Source organism: Streptomyces sp. H27-H1 (assembly GCF_026627445.1).
In the GTDB taxonomy this organism is placed as follows: domain Bacteria; phylum Actinomycetota; class Actinomycetes; order Streptomycetales; family Streptomycetaceae; genus Streptomyces.
In genome coordinates, this window is the sequence record NZ_JAPNLJ010000052.1 from 19,065 (window position 1) to 36,796 (window position 17,732).

18 protein-coding genes are annotated in these 17,732 nt (G+C 72.8%); 6 read left to right on the top strand and 12 right to left on the bottom strand.

Features of this window, described 5'->3' with window-relative positions; translation table 11 throughout:
- The first annotated feature begins 77 nt into the window (after nt 1-77).
- Complete coding sequence (locus OTB20_RS35170; RefSeq protein ID WP_420716550.1) at nt 78-1,310, top strand: CapA family protein; 1,233 nt, start codon at nt 78-80, stop codon at nt 1,308-1,310.
- A 9-nt stretch (nt 1,311-1,319) separates the two neighbouring features.
- Here the strand turns inward: OTB20_RS35170 and OTB20_RS35175 are convergent, their stop codons facing one another.
- Together OTB20_RS35175 and OTB20_RS35180 are read right to left on the bottom strand one after the other, a co-directional pair.
- Nucleotides 1,320-2,237 carry an SCO1860 family LAETG-anchored protein gene (locus tag OTB20_RS35175; RefSeq protein ID WP_267823856.1) on the bottom strand — a complete coding sequence of 306 codons (918 nt, stop codon included), beginning with the start codon at nt 2,235-2,237 and terminating at the stop codon, nt 1,320-1,322.
- Nucleotides 2,238-2,541: 304 nt separating this feature from the next.
- Nucleotides 2,542-3,657: an amidohydrolase family protein gene (locus OTB20_RS35180; protein WP_267823858.1), complete on the bottom strand. Its 1,116-nt coding sequence runs from the start codon at nt 3,655-3,657 to the stop codon at nt 2,542-2,544.
- Between the two features lie 133 nt (nt 3,658-3,790).
- On the opposite strand from OTB20_RS35180, the gene OTB20_RS35185 reads away from it, so the two are divergent.
- Nucleotides 3,791-4,876, top strand: a complete 1,086-nt coding sequence (locus OTB20_RS35185; protein WP_267823860.1) for a pyridoxal-phosphate-dependent aminotransferase family protein — start codon at nt 3,791-3,793, stop codon at nt 4,874-4,876.
- Nucleotides 4,877-4,890: 14 nt separating this feature from the next.
- On the opposite strand, the gene OTB20_RS35190 is transcribed toward OTB20_RS35185, so the two are convergent.
- From OTB20_RS35190 to OTB20_RS35225, 8 genes are all read right to left on the bottom strand, one after another.
- On the bottom strand, nt 4,891-5,949 hold the full coding sequence (locus tag OTB20_RS35190) for an aminotransferase class V-fold PLP-dependent enzyme (protein ID WP_267823862.1): 1,059 nt from the start codon (nt 5,947-5,949) through the stop codon (nt 4,891-4,893).
- Nucleotides 5,950-6,032: 83 nt separating this feature from the next.
- Nucleotides 6,033-6,743, bottom strand: coding sequence for a DsbA family oxidoreductase (locus tag OTB20_RS35195; protein ID WP_267823864.1), 711 nt, complete (start codon nt 6,741-6,743; stop codon nt 6,033-6,035).
- 58 nt (nt 6,744-6,801) lie between these two features.
- The gene (locus OTB20_RS35200) at nt 6,802-7,293 is read right to left on the bottom strand and encodes a GNAT family N-acetyltransferase (protein ID WP_267823866.1); all 492 of its coding nucleotides are present in this window, start codon (nt 7,291-7,293) and stop codon (nt 6,802-6,804) included.
- Between the two features lie 117 nt (nt 7,294-7,410).
- Entirely contained in the window at nt 7,411-8,862 is a 1,452-nt protein-coding gene (locus tag OTB20_RS35205; protein ID WP_267823868.1) for a peptidoglycan D,D-transpeptidase FtsI family protein, read from the bottom strand.
- A 62-nt stretch (nt 8,863-8,924) separates the two neighbouring features.
- Nucleotides 8,925-9,578, bottom strand: coding sequence for a response regulator transcription factor (locus OTB20_RS35210; RefSeq protein WP_267823894.1), 654 nt, complete (start codon nt 9,576-9,578; stop codon nt 8,925-8,927).
- A gap of 217 nt (nt 9,579-9,795) precedes the next feature.
- A complete protein-coding gene (locus OTB20_RS35215; RefSeq protein ID WP_267823896.1) occupies nt 9,796-11,067 on the bottom strand; it encodes a sensor histidine kinase in 1,272 nt (423 codons plus the stop codon).
- Between the two features lie 102 nt (nt 11,068-11,169).
- Nucleotides 11,170-12,069 carry a hypothetical protein gene (locus OTB20_RS35220; protein ID WP_267823869.1) on the bottom strand — a complete coding sequence of 300 codons (900 nt, stop codon included), beginning with the start codon at nt 12,067-12,069 and terminating at the stop codon, nt 11,170-11,172.
- A gap of 307 nt (nt 12,070-12,376) precedes the next feature.
- Nucleotides 12,377-13,159 (bottom strand): IclR family transcriptional regulator, encoded by a 783-nt coding sequence (locus OTB20_RS35225; protein ID WP_267823871.1) that lies wholly within the window; start codon nt 13,157-13,159, stop codon nt 12,377-12,379.
- A 156-nt stretch (nt 13,160-13,315) separates the two neighbouring features.
- On the opposite strand from OTB20_RS35225, the gene OTB20_RS35230 reads away from it, so the two are divergent.
- Nucleotides 13,316-14,839 (top strand): aldehyde dehydrogenase (NADP(+)), encoded by a 1,524-nt coding sequence (locus OTB20_RS35230; RefSeq protein WP_267823872.1) that lies wholly within the window; start codon nt 13,316-13,318, stop codon nt 14,837-14,839.
- A 52-nt stretch (nt 14,840-14,891) separates the two neighbouring features.
- Here OTB20_RS35230 and OTB20_RS35235 read toward each other — a convergent pair whose 3' ends face one another.
- Together OTB20_RS35235 and OTB20_RS35240 are read right to left on the bottom strand one after the other, a co-directional pair.
- On the bottom strand, nt 14,892-15,086 hold the full coding sequence (locus OTB20_RS35235; RefSeq protein ID WP_267823874.1) for an SHOCT domain-containing protein: 195 nt from the start codon (nt 15,084-15,086) through the stop codon (nt 14,892-14,894).
- A gap of 11 nt (nt 15,087-15,097) precedes the next feature.
- Nucleotides 15,098-15,541 carry a DUF6325 family protein gene (locus OTB20_RS35240; protein ID WP_267823876.1) on the bottom strand — a complete coding sequence of 148 codons (444 nt, stop codon included), beginning with the start codon at nt 15,539-15,541 and terminating at the stop codon, nt 15,098-15,100.
- 134 nt (nt 15,542-15,675) lie between these two features.
- Here OTB20_RS35240 and OTB20_RS35245 point away from each other — a divergent pair, with 134 nt between their 5' ends.
- From OTB20_RS35245 to OTB20_RS35255, 3 genes are all read left to right on the top strand, one after another.
- Nucleotides 15,676-15,903 (top strand): hypothetical protein, encoded by a 228-nt coding sequence (locus OTB20_RS35245; RefSeq protein ID WP_267823878.1) that lies wholly within the window; start codon nt 15,676-15,678, stop codon nt 15,901-15,903.
- Between the two features lie 191 nt (nt 15,904-16,094).
- Complete coding sequence (locus OTB20_RS35250) at nt 16,095-17,357, top strand: TerD family protein (protein WP_267823898.1); 1,263 nt, start codon at nt 16,095-16,097, stop codon at nt 17,355-17,357.
- Between the two features lie 102 nt (nt 17,358-17,459).
- The gene (locus tag OTB20_RS35255) at nt 17,460-17,627 is read left to right on the top strand and encodes a hypothetical protein (protein WP_243338429.1); all 168 of its coding nucleotides are present in this window, start codon (nt 17,460-17,462) and stop codon (nt 17,625-17,627) included.
- Nucleotides 17,628-17,732 lie beyond the last annotated feature (105 nt).

Here is a 17,732-nt window from a genome sequence, read left to right on the forward strand (position 1 = left end):
GGTCGCGTATGGCGGCGCCCACACCGGTGCGGGACTATTTCCGCAGGTAGTGACCATGCGATGGCGGGGGTACGGGGATGAAGGCAGTCGGCAGGACAGGTGTGGCCGTGGCCGCGCTGGCCGTGGTGGGGGGCGCCGCGTACGGCGTGACGCACCTGCCCGGCGAGGACGGCGGCGCAGTGGCCGAGCAGCGGCTGCGGGCGAAGCCGGAGGCGGCGGCGAGTCCGAGTCGGAGCGCCGCCGCCGAAGCCGCGGCCGTGGCCGGCGGGAAGCCGTTCACCCTCGTCGGGACCGGCGACATCATCCCGTACCCGTCGATCATCCAGCGGGCCGCCGACGACTCCGCGGAAGGGGGCGGCTACGACTTCCGGAAGATATTCGCCGGGGTCAAGCCCCTCGTCTCCGCCGCCGACCTGGCGATATGCCACCACGAGATACCGTACGGCCGGCCCGGCGGCCCCTACACCGGATACCCCCTCTTCAAGGCCCCGCACCAACTGGCCGACGCCCTCGCGGACTCCGGCTACGACAGCTGCTCGACCGCCTCGAACCACACCTTGGACGACGGGTACGACGGTCTCGTCCGCGTCCTCGACAACCTCGACCGCGTCGGCATCCGCCACGTCGGTTCGGGCCGCAGCGCCGAGGAGGCCAAGGCCCCGGCCCTGCTCGAGGCCGGCGGGGCCAAGGTCGCACAGCTGGATTACACCTACGGCACGAACGGCGTCCCGCTCCCCGCCGGCAAGCCCTGGGCCGTGAACCTGATCGACCAGGAGCGGATCGTCTCCGACGCCCGCGCCGCGCGCGCGGCCGGCGCGAACGTCGTCGTCCTCAGCGTCCACTGGGGCTCCGAGTGGCAGACGGCGCCGGACAAGCAGCAACTGGACCTGGCCCAGGCCCTGACCGCGTCGCGCGGGGCGGACGGCCTCCCCGACATCGATCTGATCCTCGGCACCCACAACCACGTGCCGCAGCCGTACGAGAAGGTCAACGGCACCTGGGTGGTCTACGGCATGGGCGACCAGGTGGCCAGCTTCTACGAGGCCCAGAAGGCCCGCGGCAACATGTCCTCGGTCCCCCGCTTCACCTTCGCCCCGGCGGCCGCCCATCCGGGGCGCTGGGAGGTGGTGAAGGCCGAATACCTCACGCAGTACTCGGACATGCGGCCGCCGTTCCGCGTCGTCTGCACCTCGTGCGAGGCCTCCACCGCCTCCGCCGACAGCACGTACGCCGCCGCCGACCGCGAGGTCACGCGGGCCGTGATGTCACGTGGCGCCGGGGAGCAGGGGCTGACCCGCGCGACGAAGTAGGCGCACGGCCTACGAGGCCTTGCCGCGCCGGGTCATGACCAGCGCGGCGGCGCCGAAGCCGAGCAGGATCAGCGCACCGCCCGTCACGAACGGGGTGAGCGAGCCGCCGCCGGTCTCGGCGAGGTCGGCCGGGGTCTGCGAATCGCCCGCGGTACCGGTCTGGGGTTTAATGTCGGGCAGCTTCGAGGGGCTGGGGGCGGGGGCGGCCGGGGACTCGCAGCGGGCCTCGGCGAGCACGATCTCCCCTTCGACCTGGGCGACGTTCAGGTCGAGCGGGTTGACCGACACCTTGAGCCGCAGCGCGGCCGCGGCGGCCGTGGTGGAGGTGGTCTCGGTGGCGGAGAGCTCCAGGCTCACCCGGCCGACCATGGGGACCTCGACCTTGGTGGGGCCGCCGGCCGAGAGGGTGACCTTCTTGCCGAGGACGGTCACGGCGCCCAGGACGTTCGAGGTGGCGACCGGCTTCCTGCCCGCCTCGCAGACGGCCTTGGAGCTGACCTTCTCCACCTCGATCAGGGAGAGCAGCGGCAGGCCCGGTACGTGGATCCGGGCCTTGGCGAGGTTGGCCTCCGCCGCGGCCCGGTCGGTGTCGGCGGTGGCCTTGGAGGTGGCGACGTCGGCGCGCAGGATGCTCACCGGCTTCCCGCTCTCGACCCCGTCGAGGGTGACGGTCAGCGCCGTCTTCGCGGCGTCCGCCGGGGCGCTGACCTCGTTGAGGGTCGCCTTCAGCGGGATGTGCACGGTCTTGTTGAGCAGGCCCACGTCCAGCGTGGTGCGCAGGACGACGGCGCCGGCCTTGCCTCCGCCCGGGTGGGAGCCGGTGGGACCGGTGGAGCCGGTGGCGAAGGCGGGCGGTGCGGCGAGCAGGGCAACCGCTCCCGTGGCGACGAGTGCGGCCACGGGCATGCGGAAGGTGTTGCTGTTCAAGGTGGTGGAACCCCCAGGGAGATGGGAGCCGTCGCGCCGCCAATGGGGGACATTGCGCGCGCCGACGGCCTCGACCCCGGAATCTTTACGCACTGAGAGTGAACGGGGGCCTACCTGACGTGAGTTCACCCCAAAGGGTGGTTTCCAGGCATAGGTTCGAATAAATACGCCCCACCCGGAACGGGAGTTCCCTCCCATCACGGAAATCTCGCCTCCCGGCCCCGCGCAGGGCGTACACAACGACCGTGCGGCCGCCGGCGTCACGCCCCGTCAACTCCCCCGCGCTCCTGGGGCGCTCACGCCCTCAGGCCACCACCGTCCCGTTCACCACCACCCTCAGCGGCTGCGCCAGCGCCCGTACGTCGGCCCGCGGGTCGCTCCCGTAGACCACGAGGTCGGCCGGCGCCCCCTCGGTGAGGCCGGGCCTGCCCAGCCATTCGCGTGCGCCCCAGGCCGTCGCCGAGAGGGCCTCCAGCACCGGGATCCCGGCCTTGACGAGCTCGGCGACCTCGGCGGCGACCAGGCCGTGCGGCAGGGAACCTCCCGCGTCCGTGCCGACGTAGACCCCGATGCCCGCGTCGTAGGCGGCGCGGACGGTGTCGTAGCGCCGCTCGTGCAGTCTGCGCATGTGCGCCGACCACCGCGGGAACTTGGCCTCGCCGCCCGCGGCCATCTTCGGGAAGGTCGCGATGTTCACGAGGGTGGGGACGATGGCCACCCCGCGCTCCGCGAACAGCGGGATGGTGTCCTCGGTGAGGCCCGTGGCGTGCTCGACGCAGTCGATGCCCGCCTCGACCAGGTCCCGCAGGGAGTCCTCGGCGAAGCAGTGGGCGGTGACGCGCGCCCCGAGGCGGTGGGCCTCGGCGATGGCCGCCTCGACCTCGGCGCGCGGCCAGCAGGCGGTCAGGTCCCCGGCCTCGCGGTCGATCCAGTCCCCGACCAGCTTGACCCAGCCGTCGCCGCGCCTCGCCTCGCGGCCCACGTACTCGACGAGGTCGGCGGGCTCGATCTCGTGGGCGAAGTTGCGGATGTAACGGCGGGTGCGGGCGATGTGCCGGCCGGCCCGGATGATCTTCGGCAGGTCCTCGCGGCCGTCGATCCAGCGGGTGTCGGACGGGGATCCGGCATCGCGGATGAGGAGGGTGCCGGCATCCCGGTCGGTCAGGGCTTGGCGCTCCGCGGTGTCCGCGTCCACCGGCCCGTGGGCGTCGAGTCCCACGTGACAGTGCGCGTCGACCAGCCCGGGCAGCACCCACCCGGAGACCTCGGTGACCTCCCGGGCGCCGCGCGGGCGCTCGTAGGAGATCCGGCCGCCGACCACCCAGAGCTCGTCGCGGACGTCATCGGGCCCGACCAGCACCCGCCCCTTCACATGCAGAATCCCCGACCTTGCCCTGTCGCCGTTGACGTCGTCACTCATGGCGGCACTCTATGTGCGGGCTCGGTAGGCTCTCCAGACCGGTCCGGACGATTCCGGACGAACGACCCCGGGCGACCGGCCTGTACGACCGGCCCCGGACGACCCCGGACAAGAGAACGAAGAGAGCGGCGCCGTGAACCACCCCCTCCTGGACCTTCCGCCCCTGACCGCCGCGCGGTTCGCGTCGATCGAGCGGGGGGTCGCGGAGCTGCTCGGGACCCGGGCCGACGTGGTGATCACCCAGGGCGAGGCGCTGCTTCCGCTGGAGGGGTGCATCCGGTCGGGCGCGCGGCCCGGTTCGACCGCGCTGAACGTGGTCACCGGCCCCTACGGCACCACCTTCGGCAACTGGCTGCGCGACTGCGGGGCGAGCGTCGTGGACCTGGAGGTCCCCTTCGACACGGCCGTGTCCGCCACCCAGGTGGACCGGGCCCTGTCCGCGCACCCGGAGATCGACTTCGTCTCCCTGGTCCACGCGGAGGCGGCCACCGGGAACACCAACCCGGTGGCGGAGATCGGCGAGGCCGTACGGGCCCACGGGGCGCTGTTCATGCTGGACGCGGTGGCCTCGGTGGGCGCGGAACAGCTGTTGCCGGACGCGTGGGGCGTGGACCTGTGCGTGATCGGCGCGCAGAAGGCGATGGGCGGGCCGGCGGGGGTCTCGGCCGTGTCGGTCTCCGACCGGGCGTGGGCCCGCTTCGCGGAGAACGCCGCCGCGCCGCGCCGCTCGTACCTCTCCCTGCTGGACTGGAAGGAGCGCTGGATCGACGGCGGGCGCACTGCCCTGCCGCACGCGCCGGCGCAGCTGGAGATGCTGGCGCTGGAGGCCTGCCTGGACCGCATCGCGGCCGAGGGGCTGACGGCGGTGACGGCCCGTCACGCGGCCGCGGCGGCCGCGACCCGCGCGGGCGCGGTGGCGCTGGGCATCGCCCCGTACGTCGGCGCGGCCGCCGCGGCGGCCCCGGTGGCCACCACCCTGCGGGTCCCGGAGGCCTCGCTCGTGGTGGCGAAGGCTCTCGCGGCGGACCCGGCGGCCCCCCTCGCGGCGGGCGGCGGCGCGCTGGCCCGGGAGATGGTCCGGGTCAACCACTACGGCACGGCGGCCTCCCTGGACACCGTCGGATCCTGCCTGACGGCCCTGGCGGCGGCGCTTTCGGTGGACCCGGCCGCGGCGCTCGCGGCGGCCGGCTCGGCCTGGTCGGCGGCGCTGCCGGGCTGACCGGGGCGGCGGGGTCAGTCCTCCAGGACGTTCAGCAGCCGGTCCACGTCCGCCTCCGTGTTGTAGAGGTGGAAGGAGGCCCGCAGGTGGCCGGCGCGGGCAGCAGTGGCGATGCCCGCCGCGATCAAGGCGCTTTGGCGGCCGGCCAGTCCCGGGACGGAGACGATCGGGGATCCGCCCGCGACGGGCTCGTGGCCCAGGCGGGTGAGACCGGCGCGGTAGCGGGTGGCCAGGGCGGTGTCGTGGGCGTGGACGGCCCCGATGCCGATCCGCTCCAGCAGGGCCAGCGAGGGCTCGGCGGCGTGATAGGCGAGGAAGGCCGGGGACTCGTCGAAACGGTGGGCCCCGTGGGCCAGTCCGCGCAGCGGGCCGTAGATGGTGTCCCACCGGGAGTCGAGCGCCACCCAGCCGGCGTGCAACGGGGTCAGGGTGTCCTGGGCCTCCTCCGAGACGGTCAGGTAGGAGACTCCGCGCGAGGCGAGCAGCCACTTGTACCCGGCGGTGACCGTGTACTCGTACGGGCTCGCGTCGAAGGGCAGCCAGCCGGCCGCCTGCGAGGCGTCCACCAGCATGCGCGCCCCGTGCGCGGTGGTCGCGGCGCGTACGGCCGCCAGGTCCGCCGTACGCCCGTCCGCGGACTGTACGGCGCTCAGTGCCACCAGCGCGGTACCCGGACCGACCGCTTCGGCGAGGGATTCCAGTGGGGCGAAGCGGACCTTGAGGTCGTCGCGCACCACGAAGGGGTTGATGATCGAGGCGAAGTCCCCTTCGGGGCACAGCACTTCGGATCCGGCCGGCAGCGCGGCGGAGACCAGGCCGACGTGGGTGGCTACGGCCGAGCCGACGGCCACGCGGTCCGCGGCGACCCCGACCAGGCGGCCGAACGCCTCGCGGACCCGGTCGACGCGGTCGAAGTCGCCGAAGCCGGCCGGGATTCCGGCCCCCGCGGCCTCGGCGAGCCGCCGCACCTCGGTGACGGCGGCTCGCGGGAGGACTCCGCAGGAGGCGGTGTTGAGGTAGGTGGTGGAGTGCGCGAACTCGCCACGGACGGCTTCGGGCGACAGGAGGGCCATGACGTTCACTCTGCGCCAGGGCCAACCCAAAGTCCATTGGTGTGATTTACGGGTCACACCAAAGGATTACTTACCCTCTCGCCTCAGGCCCGCGGGACCGCGCACGCGCCGTCGGGCTCGCACGCCTCGCCCTCGGGGGCGGCGGGCGCGAGCACTTCGCGACCGGCCCAGGCCTGCTCCAGCGCCTGGGTGAACACCTCGGCGGGCTGACCGCCGGAGATCCCGTAGCGGCGGTCGAGCACGAAGAACGGTACGGCGTTGGCGCCCAGTTCGGCGGCTTCGCGCTCGTCGGCGCGCACCTCGGCGGCGTACGCGGACTCGTCGGCCAGCACCGCGCGGGCCTCCGCCCCGTCCAGTCCTGCCTCGGCGGCGAGGGCGACCAGCACCTCGGGGTCGAAGACGGAGCGCTCCTCGCCGAAGTTGGCGCGGTAGGCGAGGTCGAGCAGCTCCTCCTGGCGTCCGCGGTCGGCGGCCAGGTGCAGCAGGCGGTGGATGTCGAAGGTGTTGCCGTGGTCACGGCCCTCGGTGCGATACGTCAGCCCCTCGGCGCGGGCGCTCGCGGCAACGTGCTCCTCCATGCCGCGGGCCTCCTCGAGGGTGCGGCCGTACTTCTTGGCCAGCATCTCCAGCACGGGCGCTACCTCGCCCTTGGCGCCGTTGGGGTCGAGCTCGAAGGAGCGGAAGACCACCTCGACCTCGTCGCGGTGTGCGAACCCGTCCAGCGCCTTGGCGAACCGGGCCTTGCCGATGTAGCACCACGGGCAGGCGATGTCGCTCCAGATCTCGACGCGCATGTTCCCTCTTCCCTCCACGGAATCAACTGTTCCGGCTTCAACCATTTACTGCCGCGTCTCATTCCCCGGACGGGTCCTGCACCGTGAGCCACAGCGTGCGGTGGGAACCCGAGTGGGTTCCGGCCGGGTCCGGGAGCCAGCCGTGGGTGGCGTAGAAGGCCTGGGCGCGGAGGTTGTGCTCATAGACCTCCAGGCGGACCTTCTGGATACCCGCCCGGCGCCAGGCGTCGAGGCAGGCGGCATGCAGCGCCGCCCCGGTGCCCCGGCGCCAGTGCACCGGGTCCACGTGCAGCTGGGTGAGGGTGGTCTCGCCGTCGGCGGTGCGGAAGGCCGCCACCCCGGTCAGCTCGCCGTCGCTCTCGGCGCAGAGCACCGCGCCGGCCGCCTCGGTCCGTGCGACCGCCCGGGACCAGCCCTCGCGCGTGCGCGCCAGCTCGGCCGCGCCGCCGTAGGCCTCCTCGGATATCCGGCCCTGGTAGTAGGTGGCGCGGGCCCGGGTGTGGAGGGCGGCGATGGCATCGAGGTCGGCGGGGTACGCACTGCGGATCATGGGAAAGAAAACGCGCCGGGAACCCTGACGGTTCCCGGCGCGCGTCCTGCGCCTCCCGCACCCACCGGATTCGGCCACGCGTACGAGCCGTCCGGCGCGAGGCCGCGGGCGCGGCCACTACTTCAGCCAGGCCTGCATCATCTTCTTCGCGACGGGGGCGGCCAGCTTGCCGCCCCCGATCTCGGAGCGGTCGGTGTCCGAGTTCTCGACCACGATCGCGACGGCGATCTGCTTGCCGTTCAGCTTTCCGTACGAAGTGAACCAGGCGAGCGGATCGAGGCTGTTGTTCACGCCTCGCTGGGCGGTACCGGTCTTGCCACCCACTTCGGCGCCCGCGACCTGGGCCGGCCGGCCACCGCCCTCGGTCGCCACCGTGATCATCGCGGCCCGGATCATCGCGGCGGTCTTCGAGCTCATCACCTGCTGGGACTTCGGGTTCTTGAAGCTCTCCAGCACGTTGCCGTTGGAGTCCGTGACCTCGGAGACCTCATACGGGGAGACCAGCTTGCCGCCGTTCTCGATCGCGGCCGTGACCATCGCCATCTGCAGCGGGGTGGCCTGGACGTCGAACTGGCCGATACCGGTCTGCGCGACCTGGTCGACCGACATCTTCTTCTCCGGGTACCTGCTGGTCGGGCTGGTCCAGACGGGGACCTTCTGCACCACGTTGAATCCGAGCTTCTCCGCCATGGCGCGCATCTTGTCCTGGCCGAGCTTGTGGGCGAACTCCGCGAAGACGTTGTTGCAGGAATACCTCAGCGCGGTCCGGGGGGAGGCGTTGTTGCAGGTCGCGTCGCTCGCCTCGCTGCCGAGTCTGGTCCGCGTGCCGGGAATCGTGTAGTCGCCGGGGGTCGCGGTCGGCGTGTCGATGTCCGTGACCAGGCCGTTCTCGATGGCCGCCGCCAGGGTGACCAGCTTGAAGGTCGATCCGGGCGCCTGCGGCTTGCGCAGCGCCGTGTTCTCCATCGCCTTGCCCTTGTCGGCGCTGAGCGCCTCCCACGCCTTCTGGTCCGCCTCCCCGGCGCCGGCGATCGTGCCCGGGTCGAAGGACGGGTTGTTCACGACGGCCAGGATCGCGCCGGTCGCCGGATCGATCGCCACGGCGGAACCCTGCTTGCCCTTGAGGGCGTCGTAGGCCGCCTTCTGGACGTCCTCGTCGATCGTGGTCACCACGTTGCCCGGGGACCCGCGCTTATTGGTGAGCGTGTCCATGATCGTCTTGAGCCGGCTGTCGGAGCCGTTGAGGATGTCTTTGTAGACGCCCTCCAGCATGCTCGACCCGAACGCCTGGGAGCTGTAGCCGGTGACGGGTGCGTAGAGCGGCCCATCGGTGTAGGTCCGCTTGTACGCGAAGTCCTTGCCCCCTGTGTTCGTGGAACCGGTGATCGGCTTCCCGCCCACGATGATGTTCCCCAACGGGTTCTCGTACTGCCCGATGAGGTTGCGCCGGTTGTTCTTGTCGTCTGCGAGGGCCTGGCCTTGATATGCCTGCACCCAGGTGACCCGCACCAAAAGGGCAAGCACCAGAAGCAGACAGAAGACCGACGCACGCCTGATCGTCTTGTTCATCCCCCAGAAGGACGTCCCAGCCGTCCCAGCCGTTCCGCTCTGCCCCGATTGTGGCGGAGTTCTCAGCCTTTCTTCATGAGGAAGCCTCCCTCGTACGCCGCGATGACCGCCTGGGTGCGGTCCCGTGATCCGGTCTTGGCCAGGACCGCGGCCACATGCGTCTTGACCGTCTGCGGGCCGACCCCGAGACGCTGGCTCACCTCGTGGTTGGAGAGCCCGGTGGCCATCAGGCGCAGCACGTCGGCCTCCCGGTCCGTGAGCCGGGCGACCCAGGGCGCGTCGGCCGGACCGGCCCCGGGCGGGGCGTGGGCGGCGGCCAGGGAGCGGACGGCCGCCGGGAAGAGCAGCGAGTCCCCGCGGGCCACGAGCCGGATCGCGGCGGTCAGCTCGTCGGGGTCGGCCCGCTTGAGGAGGAACCCGGCGGCTCCCGCGCGCAGCGCGTCGTAGACGTACGAGTCGTTCTCGAAGGTGGTGACCACCACGATCCTGGGCGGCTCGGCCATGGTGGCGAGGATCCGCTCCGTGGCCCGGATGCCGTCTATCTCCGGCATCCGGACGTCCATCAGCACCACGTCGGGGCCGAGCGCGCGGACCACGGCCACGGCCTCGGCCCCGCCGGCCGCCTCCCCGACGACCTCCATATCGGGCTCGGCGTCAAGGATGACCCGCAGAGCGGTACGAACCATCCGCTCGTCATCGGCCACGACGACCCGCAACGGGGTCCGGTCCGCCGCCTTCACCGCACACCCCCGCCGTCCGGCAGGGCAAGGTCCGGCAGGGCGAGGTCCGGCACGACCCGGGCCGCCGGGACCCGGGCCGACGGGACCGTCCTGAGCCGCGGCGAGACGACGCCACGCGGCGAGGGGCCTGCCGGGCGGGCGATCGCAGGCCCCGGCGAACCGGCGACGGGCGGCGAGGCGCCGGCCTGGCGGGTCATCGCGGGCCCCCGCCGAGCGGGAGGACCGCCCGCAGCTGCCAGCTGCCCTCGCGGGGGCCTGCCTCGACGCGGCCGCCGAGCAGCGCGGCCCGTTCGGCGACCCCGCGCAGTCCCCGGCCCCCGGTGGTGCGGGACTCCGGAGCGGTGGCCGGATCGTTCGTCATGGTGATCTCCAGTTCCTCGTGTCCGCCGCGCATCCGTACGAGGATGCGCAGGTCGACCGGGCCCTCCCCGTGCCGCAGCGCGTTGCTCAGCCCCTCCTGCACGATCCGGTACCCCTCGCGGGAGGTGATCGCCGGAAGCCGCCCCCAGTCCCCCACCGGTCCCGGGTCCTGGCGGGCGGTGATCAGGATTCCGCAGGCCCGGCTCCGGTCCAGCAGCCCGTCGAGGTCGGCGGCCAGCGTGGGCGCGGGCCCGGCGGCCCCGGCGCCGGCGGCCACCCCGTCCCCCTCGCGCAGCAGGCCGAGGACGGCGTCCAGCTCACCCACCGTGCGCCGGGTGGTGTCCTCGATCGCGGCCAGCGCCTCCCGTACGAAGCCGGGGTCGCTGTCGAGCACCCGCCGGGCGGCGCTCGCCTGGAGGGTGACCGCACTGAGCGCGTGCCCTACCGCGTCGTGCAGCTCCCGGGCCAGGCGGCCCCGCACCGCCAGATCGGCGGCCCGCTCCTCGGCCGCTGCCAGCCGGTCGGCCGCAGTCGGCCCGAGCAGTACGGGCGCCAGCCGGGCCAGCAGCGCCCCCGTCCCGGCGGCGCACAGGACCACCCCGGCCAGCAGCCCGATGCCGAGCACGGGGGCCACGTATGGCTCGGCCCCCGTGTTGAACCAGCCGAATCCGAGCGGGAGCTCCCGCAGCGCGCTCACGAACGGCAGGGCGATCAGCACCACCGCCATGGGCGGCACCGCCAGGCTGATCCCGCTGACCAGCGCCCCGACCCCCAGGTGCAGGGTCCACCAGGCCGAAGTCCGCCACCGGGCCGCCCAGGTCCGGGCCGGCCCCTCGGCGAGCCGGTCACCCGGCACCCCGCACAGGGCCCTTGCCGCGGCCACCGACATCGGCCGGACCAGCCCGAACAGACCGGTCGCGGCGATGAGCGGCAGCGCGGCGACATACGCGGCGAAGCTGAGCGGCAGGGAGTCGAGCGCGTTGACCCCGCCGCCATAGGCGCCCACCGCCACCTGCGCCAGCAGGAAGTACGGCATCAACAGGGCCCCGCCGAGGATCAGATGGACCCAGCTCAGACGAACCCGGCTCGAAGCCACCCGCCTCAGGCACCCCCACCTGGGGCGCTCCCGGCCCGGCCGCGTCCGGCGCGGCCACATCCGGCCCGGCCGCATCCCCACCCCGGGCGACCGCTCCACCCCGGCCCGCCGTCAGGCCGCGCGGCGGCCGGCGAGGAACCGTCCCACGACGGCGGTTGCGAGGAGGGCGGTGATCATTTGGCCAGCGTAGATCAGGTAGGTCGCCGTGGTGGTCCGTTCGTCCGGGCCCGGCTCCCCACCCGTGAAGGCGGCGAGCATCCCCATCCCCCAGCACAGGGTCGAAGCCGCCCCGGTCCACGCGACGGCCAGCGGCCACCCCGCCCGCCGGTCCCCGCCCCTGGCGAGCAGCAATGCCCCCGCCCCGGCGGTCAGCGCGCATATCCCGTGAACCGCGGAGCCCACGCCCGTGTCCGACGAGTACTGCGCGATCTGCGCCGCGTTGTGCCCGACCGTGCCACCGAAGGCCCAGTAGAAGTGCGCCGCCGAAACCACCACCGCCAGTGCCGCCGCGGCTCCCGCCACCCCCCCCGTGGGTGAGGGGAGCCGCGCGCCGAGAGGCCCTTGCCAGCGCCCGCCCCAGCGCTCCCGCGCATAGGGCACGAACAGACCGGTCAGGGCCAGCGCCTGAACGATGAAGCCCGAGTAGACGACCTGGAAGACCCAAGGGTCGAGGAAGGGCTCCTTGGCTGCCTGCTCGGCCGCGTCGGGCCCCAGACCCAGCGTTGCCAGGAGCAGCTGGCCGGGGAACGCGAGCACGATGGGTGTGAGCAGGCCGGTGGCGACGAAGGCCGGGACGATCAGCAGCCAGGGCGGCAGCCTCACGCCCCAGGGTCTGGTGAGCACCAGCACGAGCGCGATCACACTGGCGTCCATCAGCACCGTGACGGCATTCGCCACGGTGATGAGCAGTCCGGGCTCCAGCAGGACGCTGCCCGCCGGTATCCCGATGTGGCTCCCGGCCAGCCAAGAGGTCTTCAGCGCCAGGTACGGGACGGTGGCGGCGACGGCCACCGAGGCCAGGATCCTGTGTCCGCCCCCCGACCGGGGGGCGGACGGCTGTGTCGCGTCATACGGCGGTCGTCGTGACCGCGGCGGTTGAACGGCTCGTGTGGTCATGTCTCAACGGTCCCGTGTCCGCGCCCCCGCCACCTCCCCCTTGAAGGGGAACCGCCTCCCCCGCCCGGGGGAGGAACCGGCCCCTCCGCCGCACCACCCGCGCCCGCGCCCGCCCGCACCCGCCGCACCGCACCGCACCGCACCCGCACCGCCGACTTCTGCCCGTACCAGGCCACATCCGGCCACATCCGGCTACATCCGGCTACATCCGGCGAGTCACCACCGACAGCCGGTCGCGCGCCGCGAACAGCGCCGCCTTGATGCCCCGTTCGTGCCCCGGTGTCAGCCGCGCCACCGGCACCGAGCAGCTCACCGCGTCCCGCGCCGGCGTCCGGTACGGCACCGCCACGCCGAAGCAGCGCAGTCCGAGGGTGTTCTCCTCCCGGTCCACCGCGTACCCCTGTTCCCGTACCAGTGCCAGCTCCTCGATGAGCCGGCCGCGGTCGGTGATGGTGTGCTCGGTGACGGATTCCAGCTGCCGCGGCAGCAGTCGGCGTACCTCGTCGTCCGTGTACGTGGCCAGCAGGGCCTTGCCGAGCGCCGTCGAGTGCACCGGCAGCCGCCGCCCGACGCGGGTGAAGGGCCGCAGGTAGTGCTGGGACTGCCGCGTCGCCAGGTAGACCACGCTCGTCCCGTCCATGCGGGCCAGGTGGATCGTCTCCGTCGTATCGTCGGAGAGCCGGTCCAGCGTGGGCCGCGCCGCCGCGACCACCTCGTCCCCGTCGATGTACGAGCTGCCGACGAGCAGCGCCCGGACGCCGATGCCGTACCGCGTGCCCGACGCGTCCGTCTCCACCCAGCCCAGGTTCACCAGGGTGCGCAGCAGCATGTAGAGGCTGGATTTGGGCAGGGAGAGGTCGCTCTGGATGTCGGCCAGGCTGTGCAGCCCCGGCCTCGATGCGAAGTGCTCCAGCAACAGGACCGTTCGTACCGCCGACTTGACGGCCGCCGGTGCGCCCGCGCCCCCCGACTCAGCTGTGGTCATCCGCCTTCGTGCCCCTCTGTCTCTTGCTGTCTCTTGTCAACCCGTAAGACACGGAAATAGAGTCCGCGGTGGATGTGATCATTCATTCAACGGAACAGCGTTCACAATACTGAACGCATCCGCGCGGGTCAGCGTAGATCCAGGAGGCAGTTCGCCATGGCAGCAACACCAGTCTGGAGTGTGGACCCCCGCACCGGGAAGCACCGCGAGCAGGTTGCGGTGGAGGCCACATCCCGGGAGGTGGACGAAGCCGTGCGGGCGGCCCACGCCGCACGCGGCTCACTGGCCGACCCCGCCAGGCGGGCCGCCTTCCTGCGCACCGCCGCCGCTCTGCTCGACGAGGCCGTTTCCCACGTCATCGAGGCCGCCGACGCCGAGACCGCGCTGGGCCCCGGCCGGCTCACCGGCGAGCTCGCCCGCACCACGGGCCAGTTCCGCGCCTTCGCCGACGCCGTGGACGAGGGCTCCTACCTCGACATCCGCATCGACCGCGCCGATCCCGCCGCCGCCCCGCCCCGCCCCGAGCTGCGCCGTTACAAGGTGCCGCTGGGCGTGGTCGCGGTCTACGCCGCCTCCAACTTCCCCCTCGCCTTCTCCGTGCCCGGCGGCGACACCGCCAGCGCCCTGGCCGCCGGCTGCCCGGTCGTCGTCAAGGCGCACCCCGATCATCCGGCCACCTCGGAGCTGTGCGCCTCGCTGCTGCGCCGGGCCGCCGTCGCCGCCGGCCTGCCGGCCGAGGTCGTCGCCGTGGTCCACGGGTTCGACGCGGGCCTGGAGCTGATCCGGCACCCGCTGATCAGCGCCGCCGGGTTCACCGGGTCCATCCGGGGCGGCCGGGCACTGTTCGACGCCGCCGCCGCACGGCCCGTACCGATCCCCTTCCACGGGGAATTGGGCTCCCTGAACCCGGTCGTGGTCACCCCGGCGGCCGCCGCCGAGCGCGCCGAGGAGATCGGCGGCGGGCTGGCCGGCTCGGTGACGCTCGGCGTCGGCCAGTTCTGCGTCAAGCCCGGCCTGGTCCTCGTACCCGAGGGCGCGGACGGGGACCGGCTCGCGGGCGCGCTGACCAAGGCGCTCGGGGAGACCGAGCCCGGGGTACTCCTCGACCACCGGATGCGGGAGAACTTCGTCTCCGGGGTCCGCGAACGCGGCGCCCTGCCCGGGGTCGACTCGCCGGTCACCCCCGGCTCGGGCGGCGAGCACACCGTCGGCGCGGGCTACCTGAGCGTGCCCGCGCGGACCCTGCTGGAGGGCGGGCCCTACGAGGTGCTCCTGGAGGAGTGCTTCGGCCCCGTCACCGTGCTCGCCCGGTACGCCGGCCAGGACGAGGCCGCCGCCCTGCTCGGGCGGCTCCCCGGGAACCTCACCGCGACCCTGCAGCTGTCGGCCGCCGAGGCGGACGGCGGCCCGGGTCCGGCGGCAGAGCTGATCTCCCAGGTCACGGCACTGGCGGGACGGGTCGTGGTCAACGGCTGGCCGACCGGCGTGGCGGTGGCCCCGGCCCAGCACCACGGAGGCCCCTACCCGGCGGCGACCTCCCACTCCACCTCGGTCGGCGGCACCGCGATCGAGCGCTGGCTGCGCCCGGTGGCCTACCAGTCGGTCCCGGACGCCCTGCTCCCGGCGGAACTGCGCGAAGCCAACCCCCTGAACCTCCCGCGCCGGGTGACGGGCGGCTAGGCCGAGTCCTCCTTCGGGTCGGGCGGATCGGCCCGCCCGACCCGAAGGGCGCTCACGCGCCGAGGACCCGGGCCTTCTCCGCCGCGAACTCCTCGTCGGTGAGCAGGCCCTTGGCCTTCAGTTCGGCCAGCGCGGTGAGCTGGCCGACCCGGTCGGCCGCGGGAGCCTGCGCGGCGGCCGTACCCGCCACGACCGCGGTGCGGGCCATCGTGCCCAGCAGACCCGGACGCCCCATACGTCGACGCATGACTCTCCTCCCTACTTCTCGGCCAGTGCGGCGACGGCTCGTTCGACGCCGTCCCGTGGAACGCGTTCCATGAAGAGCACCTGCCCGTTGGACTCCCGTACCGCCGAGGCCAGGCGCGTGGCCCAGGCGTTCTCCCACACCAGCACGAGCGCGGAGGACTCCGGGGCGAGGCCCTGCGCCACGGTCTCCAGGTCCTCGTCGCTCAGCAGGTCGAACTCGTCGCCGAGGACCCGCTCGAACTGCTCGGCCACCTCGGAGTCGGCGAGCTCGATCACGGACACCGTGCCGTCCCGCTCCTTGCGGACGAAGGTGAGGTCGAGGACGCGCACCACTCCGCTCTCCTGGAGCTCCCGCAGGGCCGGGGCGACATCGCCGTTGAACCGGTTGCCGTCGAAGGCGATCACGGCCACGTCCACCGGGCCGATCGATTCGGCCGTATGAGCTGCAGCAGGCATGAGCAAAACCTCTCCCCTAGCGCATTAAATCACTGCAAAAGGGATCTTCCTTGGCGGAGCTGGCACCGCATCGCGAGGCCGGTCTGCGCATATTGCGTTGCCGCCCGCCGGTCGGGCGCGGCAGGCTCGACCCCATGCCCAAGCCTCACGGATTCTCGTACGAACAACGGGGCGACCAGAGCGTCGTCATCACCCACCAGGGCCGGTCCGCGGCCACCCTCCGGAGCGGGCGGGCCGCCGCCTTCCTGGCCGAGGTCGAATCCGGCGACGCCCAACTGGTGATGGCGCGCTGGACCGGCTCCTACAAGTTCGGCAACGAGCGGATGGCAAGGAACCACCCCCGCAACCGCGGTCGCGCCTGAGGAACCGGCGAGGAACCGGCGAGGAACCGGGCCAGCCGACCAGGCGGGGACCGGGCAATGGCCTGGCGGACAACCGGACGGACAACCGGACGCAGAAGCGGGCGGGGAACCGCGCGTAGAGCCGGGCGAAAAACCCGTCGAAAGTAAGGGAACGGCAAAGGGACCTCGGTCGTTCTCCCGGCATGACCGCTATGACCCCTGGTTCCAACCTGCCGCTCAATACCGTCCGCGTGACGGTGGACGTGGCTGCCCCGGTGCGGCTCGACGTGTCCGCACTGCTCCTCGCCGCCGACGGCAAGGTGCGTTCCGACGCCGATTTCATCTTCTTCAACCAGCCGTCCGGCCCCGGCGTCAGCTACCGGTCCGGCGGCGGCACGGCGCCGGACTCGATCACCGTGGACACCGGTTCGGTCCCGCCCGGCATCGAGCGGATCGTCATCACCGCCAGCCCGGACGCCGCGGGCCAGACCTTCCAGGGCATCGAGCCCACCGCCACCGTGCGGGACGCCGCCAGCGGAGCGGCGATCTCCACCTTCACCCCGCCGCAGCTCGGCTCGGAGACGGCCCTGGTGGTCGTCGAGGTCTACCAGCGCGGCGGCGTGTGGAAGGTCCGCGCGGTCGGCCAGGGGTACGCGAACGGCCTCGCCGGCATCGCGACCGACTTCGGGGTCTCGGTGGAGGAGGAGGCGCCTCCTGCGGCCGCCGCCCCGGCCCCCGTCGCCCCGCCCGTACCGCCCGCCCCGCCGGCTCCCCCGGCGCCGACCGCCTACCCGGCCTCCCCCTGGCTCACCAGCGGCGCACCCGGGGCGACCCCGGCCCCCGCGCCGGCCACACCGGCCGCACCGGCACCGGCGCCGGCCGCCGCCCCCGGTGCCGGGAAGATCAATCTCGACAAGGGCCGGGTCAGCCTCCAGAAGAACCAGACCGTGTCCCTGGTCAAGGGCGGCCGCCCGCTCCTCTCCCAGGTGAAGATGGGTCTCGGCTGGGAGCCCGCGTTCCGCGGCCGGGCCATCGACCTGGACGCCTCGGTCATCGCGTACGGCCCGCAGCGCAACCACATCGACAGCTGCTACTTCGGCAAGCTGTCCATCCTGGGCGGCTCCGTCAAGCATTCGGGCGACAACCTCACCGGCGACGGCGCCGGCGACGACGAGGTGATCGTCGTGGACCTCGGCCGCCTGCCCGCCGACGCGACGGGCCTCGTCTTCACCGTCAACTCCTTCTCCGGCCAGAAGTTCACCGAGGTCGCCAAGGCCTACTGCCGCCTGATCGACGCCGCGAGCGGCGAGGAGCTGGTCCGGTTCGACCTCACCAGCGCCGAGCCGCAGACCGGCGTGATGATGGCCAAGCTGATCAAGCAGTTTTCCGGCGAATGGGAGATGACGGCCATCGGCGAGTTTGTGAAGTCGCGCACAGTGCGCGGCATGGTCAAGCCCGCCGCGCAGGCACTCTGAGCAGGTGAGCGGGCACATGGAGCGACGGACGGCCTCGTCAGGTGATCTGTTCCACCCTTAATGCGGAGGTCGCTGTCAGTGGCCGCCCGTAGCCTTGGACCCATGCACCAGACACTCCAGCCCGCGGGCCCCGCGCGCCCGTCCGCCGCCGAGGCGAACGAGGCGATCCGGCAGCTCGTCGAGAGCCGGGTGGACGGCGAGTGGCCCTCCGAGGCGTATGAGTTCCTTCTCGAGGAGTGGGCCGCCGCCAGCCGCGCCGAAGCTCAGTGATCCACCGGTAGACGCCGGTGGACGCCGATAGGTGAAGTACACGCAGTCGAGCACGTGAAATGAAGTGAGGAGAGCCGCCGGAGCCCAAGGGCCCGGCGGCTCTCC